Annotated in this window: 9 protein-coding genes; 5 read left to right on the top strand and 4 right to left on the bottom strand. The window is 66.2% G+C overall.

Annotation, left to right across the window (positions count from 1 at the left end):
- The 3 genes from glgP to ACLP9N_RS14665 form a co-directional block, all read right to left on the bottom strand.
- The coding region (gene glgP, locus ACLP9N_RS14675) for a glycogen/starch/alpha-glucan family phosphorylase (protein ID WP_442408106.1) at positions 1-1,822 on the bottom strand (1,822 nt) is incomplete at its 3' end.
- A gap of 210 nt (positions 1,823-2,032) precedes the next feature.
- On the bottom strand, positions 2,033-3,061 hold the full coding sequence (locus ACLP9N_RS14670) for an NAD-dependent epimerase/dehydratase family protein (protein ID WP_442408105.1): 1,029 nt from the start codon (positions 3,059-3,061) through the stop codon (positions 2,033-2,035).
- A 145-nt stretch (positions 3,062-3,206) separates the two neighbouring features.
- Complete coding sequence (locus ACLP9N_RS14665; RefSeq protein WP_442408104.1) at positions 3,207-3,953, bottom strand: hypothetical protein; 747 nt, start codon at positions 3,951-3,953, stop codon at positions 3,207-3,209.
- A gap of 159 nt (positions 3,954-4,112) precedes the next feature.
- Between ACLP9N_RS14665 and ACLP9N_RS14660 the strand changes: the two genes are divergently transcribed.
- On the top strand, positions 4,113-5,075 hold the full coding sequence (locus tag ACLP9N_RS14660) for an alpha/beta hydrolase (protein ID WP_442408103.1): 963 nt from the start codon (positions 4,113-4,115) through the stop codon (positions 5,073-5,075).
- A 17-nt stretch (positions 5,076-5,092) separates the two neighbouring features.
- On the opposite strand, the gene ACLP9N_RS14655 is transcribed toward ACLP9N_RS14660, so the two are convergent.
- Positions 5,093-5,557, bottom strand: a complete 465-nt coding sequence (locus tag ACLP9N_RS14655) for an HD domain-containing protein (protein ID WP_442408102.1) — start codon at positions 5,555-5,557, stop codon at positions 5,093-5,095.
- A 161-nt stretch (positions 5,558-5,718) separates the two neighbouring features.
- On the opposite strand from ACLP9N_RS14655, the gene ACLP9N_RS14650 reads away from it, so the two are divergent.
- From ACLP9N_RS14650 to ACLP9N_RS14635, 4 genes are all read left to right on the top strand, one after another.
- Positions 5,719-6,519, top strand: a complete 801-nt coding sequence (locus tag ACLP9N_RS14650) for an SDR family NAD(P)-dependent oxidoreductase (RefSeq protein WP_442408101.1) — start codon at positions 5,719-5,721, stop codon at positions 6,517-6,519.
- Positions 6,520-6,529: 10 nt separating this feature from the next.
- Positions 6,530-7,495 carry a phosphotransferase family protein gene (locus tag ACLP9N_RS14645; protein WP_442408100.1) on the top strand — a complete coding sequence of 322 codons (966 nt, stop codon included), beginning with the start codon at positions 6,530-6,532 and terminating at the stop codon, positions 7,493-7,495.
- 99 nt (positions 7,496-7,594) lie between these two features.
- Positions 7,595-8,017, top strand: a complete 423-nt coding sequence (locus tag ACLP9N_RS14640; RefSeq protein ID WP_442408099.1) for a nitroreductase family deazaflavin-dependent oxidoreductase — start codon at positions 7,595-7,597, stop codon at positions 8,015-8,017.
- The gene (locus ACLP9N_RS14635) at positions 8,014-9,372 is read left to right on the top strand and encodes an FAD-binding oxidoreductase (protein ID WP_442408098.1); all 1,359 of its coding nucleotides are present in this window, start codon (positions 8,014-8,016) and stop codon (positions 9,370-9,372) included. Before ACLP9N_RS14640 ends, ACLP9N_RS14635 begins: the two co-directional genes overlap by 4 nt.
- Positions 9,373-9,404 lie beyond the last annotated feature (32 nt).

The raw sequence follows: 9,404 nt of genomic DNA, 5'->3' as shown, positions 1-9,404 counted from the left end.
CGGCCTTGCCGCCGAAGATGAACGCCCGCGGCGGAATCGACAGGCCGGGATTCTGCTTGAGCCGGTGGTACAGCGTGATGATATGCAGGATGTTCAGATGCTGGCGCTTGTACTCGTGGATGCGCTTGACCTGGACGTCGAACATCCAGTCCGGGTCCAGTTCGACGCCCGCCACTGAGTGGATGTACTCAGCGAGGCGCGCCTTGTTGCTGCGTTTCACGTCGCGCCACTGCTGACGGAAGGAGGCAGCGTCGACGAACGGCTCCAGTCCGCGCAGGCGCCCCAGGTCGGTCAGCCAGCCGTCACCGACCGTGCGGTCCAGCAGTTCGCGCAGCCCGGGGTTGGCCAGCGCGAGGAAGCGGCGTGGCGTCACGCCATTCGTCTTGTTGCTGAACCGCTGGGGCCACATCTCGTAAAAGTCTTTGAGCACACTGTCTTTCAGTAGCTCCGAGTGCAGTGCGGCGACGCCGTTGATGGCGTGGCTGCCGACCGTCGCGGGGTGCGCCATCCGGACGTTCTTGTTGCCGTCCTCGCTGATGATTGACATCCGGCGGAGCCGGTCGCCGTCGCCGGGGAACCGGGCGTGCACCTCGTCGAGGAAGCGGTGGTTGATCTCGTAGATGATCCCGAGGTGGCGGGGTAGCGACTCGGCGAACATCTCCAGTGGCCACGTCTCCAGCGCCTCCGGCAGCAGGGTGTGGTTGGTGTAGCCGAAAGTCGCGACCGTGATGTCCCACGCCTCGTCCCAGTCGAGGTGGCGCTCGTCGATGAGCAATCGCATCAGCTCGGCGACTGCGATCGAGGGATGGGTGTCGTTGAGCTGCAAGGCGAACCGGTCGGGGAGTTCGCGCACGGAGACATCGGCCAGGTCATCCACGATGTGGAGCACGTGCTGCAGCGAGCAGGACACGAAGAAGTACTGGTGGAGCAGGCGAAGCCGCTTGCCCGCCTCGGGCTCGTCATTGGGATACAGCACCTTGGTGACCGTTTCCGACGTGACCTCGTCCTCGACCGCCTTGTAGTAGTCACCGATGTTGAAGGCCTCCACCGCGAACGACTCGACGGCCCGCGCGCTCCACAACGTCAGAACATTGCACGTGTTGACGCCGTAGCCCTGGATGGGCGTGTCGTAGGCGACGCCTTTCAGCAGCCGCCCCGGCACCCACCGCACGCGGTCATGGCCGGCCCCTACTTCTGGGTCCGTGTAGTGCTCGGCGTAGCCGCCCCACTTGACCAGGTAGCTGACGTCGGGTTTCGCTATCTCCCAAGGGTTTCCCTTACCCAACCAGTTGTCGGTTTTCTCGACCTGCCAGCCGTCGTGGATCTCCTGGTCGAAGATGCCGAATTCGTACCGGATGCCGTAGCCGATCGCCGGACGCTCGAGGGTGGCCAGAGAGTCCAGGTAGCACGCGGCCAGCCTGCCGAGGCCGCCGTTGCCCAGTCCCGGTTCCTCCTCGCAGGCCAGGACCTCGTCGAGGTCCTGGCCCATCTCCGCGAGCGCCTCCCTTGCCGCCTGCTCCATGCGGAGGTTCAGCAGGTTGTTGCCCAGCTGCGGACCCATCAGGAATTCGGCCGACAGGTAGCACGTCACCTTGCGGCCGAGATCGAGGGAGGTCTGCGTCGACGCCACTCGGCGGTCCTGCATGCGATCCCGCACGGCCAGCGCGAGCGCCCGGTAGTAATGCTCGGGGCGCAGGGCTGCGGCCGGGCGGCCGATCGAGTAGCGCAGGTGATCGGTGATCGCGCGCTGCAGCGCGGGCGCCTGCATCCCTGTGCGCGTCGGCTCGACCGGGCCGGCCGGTACCGAACCGGTGGCCGACATTCCGTCCGAGGGTGTCTGATCCACATCGGTCATCGTGACTCCTACTCCCTAGGGATGGTGGCAGCATCGCACCGATGCGACCGCGGCGCGCAGCTCGTCAGTTTGGCAGCGACGCTTGCACATTAGGTGCGCAACTGGCGTCCGCCAGGTGAACGCAAGTCCTCGTATTCGTGACGGAACGGCGTTGCGGGCGGGAAAGGATCGCGAGCGTTATGACCTCAGCGCGATATCCGCGAGTCGTCCAACATGTTCGGCGGTGAGGTGGCCGGCTTGGTACATCCAGATCAGCGTGTCACGGTAGGTCTCGACGGCCTCTCGAAAGTGCAGCCCGAGTTCACGGGTGGTGCGGCCGGCGTCGGCACCGGGCCATCGCGTCATAAACTCCATGCTGTCGCGCGTCAACGGAAAGTCGAAGTCGTAGAACCGCTTTACCACGTCGCCTGCCGAACCGGCGGCGCGCAGCAGTCCGCCCGGCACCCGTATCCGTCGGATGCGATGGCCAATGAGGTTGTCCAGCAACTGGAAATAGTCGGACCAGGTAAGCATCTCGCCCGCGGCGGCATAGCGATGCATTCCGGCCGGCAGATCCAATAACTTCAGATGCAGCGTTGCCAGGTCGCGGACATCAACAACCTGTAAGCCGGTCGATGTGATTATCCCCAGATCACGCACATGCGCGAGTACGCCTTCGTTAGCCGCACTCATGGTGGGGTCGTCTGGGCCGGAGATGGCGCACGGATAAGAGATGCTGATCGGTGCGCCGTTCTCCTGCAGCAGACGCACGTAGCGCTCGGCTTGCGCCTTCGAGCGCGCGTATGCCGTGGTGCCGGGCGCGATCGGCAGCTCGGGTGACAACGGCGGGCCGCCCGGCTCGAAGAAGACCCCGAGACTCGACACGTAGACGATGCGGGGCAACCCACGCCGCACCGCGCCACCTACCACCAACTCGACGCCACGTGAGTTGGTGTCCTCGACGAGGCGCGCCGCCGCCCGGCGCAGGTCGACGAGCGCTGCCGTATGCACGACCCCGTCGCAGCCAGCAAGGGCTTCGTCGACCGCGGCACCGTCCGTCATGTCGCCGACCACGACGTCGTCCGGGACAAAACCGTCGGGCTCGAAGACGCTGTGCACTTTGGCGGGGTCGCGCACCAGGAGGCGCACTTCATGGCCGGCAGTGACCAGCGCCCGCACGGTGTGCGAGCCGGTGAAACCCGTGCCTCCCGTGACGAGCACCTTCACCGGGTGCTCCTTCCTCGTCGCCCCCGGCAGGACGCACAACACCTAGCACTCCCACGGCGGATTTCGCACGAATTCGCGACAGCTGCATAGGAAGTCCATAGCAACCAAAAGGTCCCGGTAGACGCCGTGCGGGCCAAGCTCGGGCCTAGCTCGTGACGGTCATTTGCTGACCACTGCTGTCCCACGACCTGACGAAGACGTCGATCGGCACCATTTCGTCCCGGCCTCTTCTGCTGCCGCTGTCGTTGAGGTGCACCAGGCCCCTCGCGGTGTCGACACCGGTCACCACCACGGCGTGGTTGGCCTCGGGATCGCCGTCCTTGTTCTTGTCCTTGACGGGCTCGCGCCAGATGACTTCGGCGTTGACCCCGGCGATCACCTTGCGGCCCTTGGCCAGAGCTTGTTGGAGTGACTCCATCCCGGTGGGGAGACCGGTTTTTTCGGCCCTTGTCTTGTTGGTGCTCACCGCCTGGATGCCGTAGTGCGCGAGCAGCACCGGTTCATCGTTGAAAGAACTTCCGTCACCGTGCTTCTGTTTTTCCGGAATGGTGTAGATCGGTCCGGAGTGGGTGATGCTGGGGGTCGAATGCGCCAGTTCGACGATGGCGTGCTCGGACGGCTGGTTGCTGGTCAGTTCACCGACCACGTCGGCGACAGCCATCGGCACGCAGTCGTCGTCGTACTGCTGGTAGTGCCAAAACGGCGCAGCCGCTTCGGGGTCGCCGTAGAGGGTGCCCCAACTGTTCGGCGGGTTGGGCGAGTGGGGAGCGGCTTGGGCGATGTCCATCGCCGGGCCCACCGCCATGCCGGTTGCCAATCCCAGCGCGGCCGCAGCGGCCAGCACCGCGGCACCGGCGGCCCGTGCCGCGGTCGCAACGCCGGTCCTGACCATGCTCCGTCCCTCGCTTTAAAGGCGTGGCTTCGACAAATTCTCGGAGAGATTGTCGCTGAACCCCTGGGGCTCGCGCGGCTGAATCGCAGAATCAGTCCGCCGGCATTTCGGGCGCGGCTATTCTGGCGTCGCGATCGAATCGCGAAGGAACTTGCGCCTATGACTTCTCCTGCCCAACACCGGTCACCGATGCGCTTCGACGTCAGCGACGTGGTCGGGGAGCAAGCGTCGTTGGCGGCGACCTACTACCCCCGGCGCACTCGCGATGCTGCCGGCGCAGTACTGGTCTGCCTGCCCGGTGGCACCTACAGCCGCGAATATTGGGACCTCAACGTTGCCGGCCATCGCGGGTACAGCTTCGCAGACTTCGCCGCCGAGCGCGGCTACGCCGTCGTGACGATCGACCCGTTGGGCACCGGCGAAAGCTCTAAGCCTGTCCGCGATTTCGATTTCGCCGAGATAGCCGCCACGCTCGCCCGTGCCGTCTGTGCGCTGCCAGCCGAAACCGGCGAGCGCCTACCGCCCGTGGCCGTTGCGCATTCGCTGGGTGGGTACCTGGCGATCACTCAACAAGCGCTGTTTTCCAGCTACGCCGGGCTGGCAGTCCTCGGGTGCACCAATCAACACGTCGCGCCGCTGAACCTGGATCCGGCATTCATCGCCCGTTCCGCGACCCCGCAAGGCCGCGCCGCGCTGGCCGAGGAGATCCTCTCTGCTCTTCCGCAGCCCTATTTCGAGGGCCCCCGCGAGCACATGTTGAGCTGGTTTCACCTTGCCGACGTCCCCGCCGATGTCGTCGAAGCCGACTCCGTCACCACCAAATCGGTGGTCCCGCGCGTGTTCGGCACCGCCATGATCCCCGGTGTCGTCGCCGAGCACGCCGCGCAGATCGACGTTCCAGTGCTTATCGGCTATGGCGCCGTTGACGTTTCACCAGACCCACGCGCGGAGGCCCGGCTGTACCGCAACAGCCCCGACGTCACCACGGTCGTCCTGGCAGGTAGCGCGCACTGCCACAACATGGCCTCGAGCCGGCATCAGTTGTGGCGGCGACTGCTCACGTGGGCCGCGACCGTCACTCACCCCACCGAGCGTGCGACGCGGCCAGCTCCAACAGGGTGATGCCGTCGGTTTGGCGTTCACGTAGCACCCCGCCGGGCAGCGAATAGGGCGGGGCCGCTGCAGGGGTGCGTTGCGCGACGGCGACGATCGCGTCCATCAGCGAGCTCGCACAGCGGTCCGCGCCGGTCGGCGATGCCGAAGGAGGTGTGCAAAGCGATGGCCTCCCACACCGCGTCGATTAAGGCGCGTTCGCAGCCGTGCTCGGTCAGCAGCGCGGCCGCCAGGTCGGCGCCCTCGACTTCGAATCGCTGTTTGCCGGGGGCCGCACTGCCGGCGCCGAGATCGTGGAGTACGCAGCCCAGAAATAGAGCCTCACTGTCATAGTCCGCGCCGGGACGCAGACCCTCACGTGCGGCGAGCAGCTCGCCGAACAGGTAGCTGCGCACGCTGTGGTTGAACACCGATGGCGACTCGGTGGAGCGGGACAACCGGAGCGCGGCCCGCGCGACGGCTGTGTCGAGGAGATCAGGAACTGACTGCATGGCAGTCACGGTAGGAGCCGGGGCTGCGACGTTGGGAGTGGCTATAACGACGCGATGCGCACCATTTAGGCCAAAACGCGATGCATATACCTGGGAGCGACTGATAATGACATTCTCTACTTTGGAGAAGCCATTTTCGGACGGTCCCGAGGAGGGCGACGATGGGAGCTGACCAACGCTGTGACGGAATGGTGGCGCTCGTTACCGGAAGCAGTCGGGGGCTGGGCAAGGCGATCGCCGCGCGGCTGGCCAGGCAGGGGGCCACGGTCGCACTGACCGCCCGGACGATGGATCCCGATCCCAAGTACCAGGGCTCGCTGGGCGGGACGCTGGATGAGATCGTCACCGCCGGCGGTCGGGCCGTCGCGGTTCAGGCGGATCTATCCAACGCCGAGGAACGCGAACGGCTTTTTGCCGAGGTGTCCAGCGCCGTCGGCGCTCCGGACATCTTGGTCAACAACGCCGCGGTGACCTTCCTGCGGCCCCTGGACGGGTTCCCGGACCGGCGGGTCCGGCTGATGATGGAAATGCACGTCCTGGGCCCATTGCATTTGATTCAGTTGGCGATTCCCGCGATGCGCGAGCGGGGACGGGGCTGGATTCTGAACCTGACCTCGGTGGGCGGGGACCTGCCGCCCGGACCGCCGTTCTCCGAATTCGACCGGACCGCGGGTTTCGGCATTTACGGCACGGCCAAGGCCGCGCTCAATAGGCTGACCAAAAGCCTTGCCGCCGAACTGTATGACGACGGCATCGCCGTCAACGCCGCCGCTCCGACGAATCCCGTCGCGACCCCGGGAGCGGGCACCCTGGATCTGGCCAAGACCGACACCGAGGACATCGAACTGATCACCGAGACCGCGTTGCGGCTGTGCACCGGCGATCCGAAGACCCTGACCGGGCGCATCGCGCACACCCAGCCCTTCCTGGCCGAAGTCGGCTGGTCCGAACCGGCCCGCTGACTGGTCACGCATGGTCGAACTCGACCTCGACGAGCTGCGTCGGCGACTCGTCGGCGCGGAGATCACCGACGTCACCCCGCTCGCCGGAGGCGCGTCGAGCCTGACCTTTGGCGGCACCCGCGACGGACGGAAAGTGGTCATCAAGGTTGCGCCGCCGGGCGTCGAGCCTGTTGCGCACCGCGACGTCTTGCGTCAAGCGCGCATCGTCAAAGCGCTTGCGGAGACACCGGTTCCGGTCCCCGAGGTGCTGTGGGAAGATGTGGGAGATCCTCCGCATGCCCCGCCGCTGTTCGTGATGTCACATGTCGAAGGCGACTGCGCGGAGCCGCTTTTCGACGGCGTGGCGGCTTCGGATGATCTGGCCGACCTGACTGAGCGTTATCGCAATGCGTGCCGGACCATGGCGGCATTGCACAGCCTCACGCCGGCCACCCTCGGCCTGGATGGCGAACCTGTCGTCGATCCGGTCGCCGAAGTCCATCGCTGGTGTGACACGTTGCAGACTGTCGATGCGGCGCTGGTACCGGACTGGCAGGCGGTGCGTGACGCGCTGTTGCATTGCGCGCCAACAGCGTTGGAGCCATCGGTGGTGCACGGTGACTTCCGGCTGGGCAATCTATTGGCCATCGGAGCCCGCATCAACGCGATAATCGACTGGGAGATCTGGTCGGTCGGTGATGCGCGTATCGACGCGGGCTGGTTTCTGATCAACTGCGACCCGGACACCTACCAACGCGTTCCCGCATCCGCCGGCATCGCGCCGCCTCCGGCCGAACTCGCCGAGGTCTACCGGCACGAGGGCGGGTCGGTCGGTGAGTTGGCCTGGTTCACCGCGTTGGCGTGTTTCAAGTCCGCGGCGACGTGGTCGTTGATCGTCAAGCACAACCGCCGGAGACACTCGCCGCGAGCCGAATTGGAGGCCATGGTGCCCACGCTGCCGAGGCTGCTGGCGCGGGCGCTTTCACTAGTCGGCTAGGGCGCCTCGCGCACATTCGACTTGACTGGGTGCAGCCGCGGGGAAAGATTACTTCCGCTATGGCATGACCGCGAACTAACGACTCGACCGGGAGGTATCATGTCCGACGACGATTTCAACCGCCGCAACATTGAAGAGTTCCGCGCCAACCACGGCCGCATTCGCGGACAGTTCGAGGGCGCGCCAGTTCTATTGCTGCACAGCATCGGTGCGCGCAGCGGCGAAGAGCGGGTGACCCCGATGATGTACCTGCCCGACGGGGACCGTTACCTGGTATTCGCATCGGCGGCGGGCGCCGACCGGAATCCCGCCTGGTACCACAATCTCGTGGCTCACCCCGATGTCCGCATCGAGGTGGGGGACGACAACGTCGAGGTCCACGCGATCGAACTACACGGCGCCGAACGCGACGCCAAGTACGCGGTCCAGGCCGAGCGCTATCGGGGCTTCGCCGAGTATCAGCGCAAGACCACACGCACCATTCCCGTCGTTGCGCTCGTCCCCAGTGAGACTCACTCGTGACCGACGCCGTCGGCAGCCTGCGTGCCGAAATGCCCGACGTCGTTCATGAGCCCGGTGACGAGGAATATGCGAACGCGACAAGCCCGGATAACAGCAGCTACCCTCAGCGGCCGTTCGCCGTCGTCCGACCGCACTCGGCTGAGCAAGTGGCGCAAACGGTCAAATGCGCGTCGCACCTTGGTATTACCGTCGTTGTCCAGGCCACCGGTCACGGCGCGGGACGTGAGATCACTGATGATGAGCTACTGCTCGACACCTCCGCGCTGGCCGGCGTCACGGTCGACAGGTTCCCGGCCACCGCGCGGGTCGGTGCGGGCGAGAGGTGGCCCGCCGTGCAAGAGGCGGCTATCCCGCACGGTCTGCTCGGCTTGAGCGGAACGTCGCCGACCGTCGGCGTGGCCGGATACACCTTTGGCGGAGGAGTGGGCTGGTTCGTCAGGAAGTACGGCCTTGCGTCGGCGGCACTGCGTGCGGTGGAATACGTCGACGGCGCCGGCCAATTGCGCCGTGCCACCCAGGACGCCAAAGAACAGTTTGATCGCGCAGCGCTGTGGGCGTTTCGCGGCGGCGCGCCCGTCGGCATCGCCACGTCGATCGAGATCGACTTGTTCCGGGTTCCGGAGCTGTGGACCGGCTACCTGTTGTGGCCGGCAACCGCCCTCCCACGAGTCATCGAGGCCTGGACATCGGCCGTTGGAGCGGTGAGCCCATCGGTGACCAGTTCGCTCTCGCTGCGAAAGTTGCCCCCCGAGGGGCCGTTCCCCGACGAGCTGCTGGGCGCCGCGGTCGTCCATCTGTCCTACGCCTCACCGGACGGCGGAGCACACCTAGACGTCATGCGGGACGCGGTACGCGGCGCGGCCGAACCCGTCGTGGACACCACCGCTCGAGGGGACGTGCAATCGCTGTCAGCAATCCATCTCGATCCGCCCACGGCCGTGCCCGCTCGGGGAACCGGTCGGTGGATGGCGGACAACGCGCCCGATGTCGTCGGTGCGATGTTCGAGGCCGCCCGCATCGGCGAGCCCGGCGGCTTGAACATGATTGAGTTGCGCCACACCGATGCTGCCGCCGGTCCCGACGGTGCGCTGGCCAGCGTTCCGGCGCCGTTCCTCATGCACGCTGTCGGGGTCGGCGGCGACGACGACGCGCGAAGTCGAGCGGATAACCTCCTCGGTCAGGTCGAAAGCGCGGGTGAAGAGGCCGACATCGGCTGCGCGGCCCCGCCATTCCGCGACGGGCAACCCGATGTCGCCGACGCGTGGTCGGCGGCCGAACGGGCGAGCCTGCGCAACATCAGAGCCGCGCTGGATCCCGAGCGCGTGCTGGCCTTTCAGCGACACCCGGCGTTTTAGGTTTATTGCCGGGATCGAGCGTGCGCAGTTGT

The organism is Mycobacterium sp. (genome assembly GCF_052144515.1).
Lineage (GTDB): Bacteria > Actinomycetota > Actinomycetes > Mycobacteriales > Mycobacteriaceae > Mycobacterium.
The sequence above is the reverse complement of the archived record's forward strand: the minus strand, read 5'-3'. Positions and strand labels throughout refer to the sequence as shown.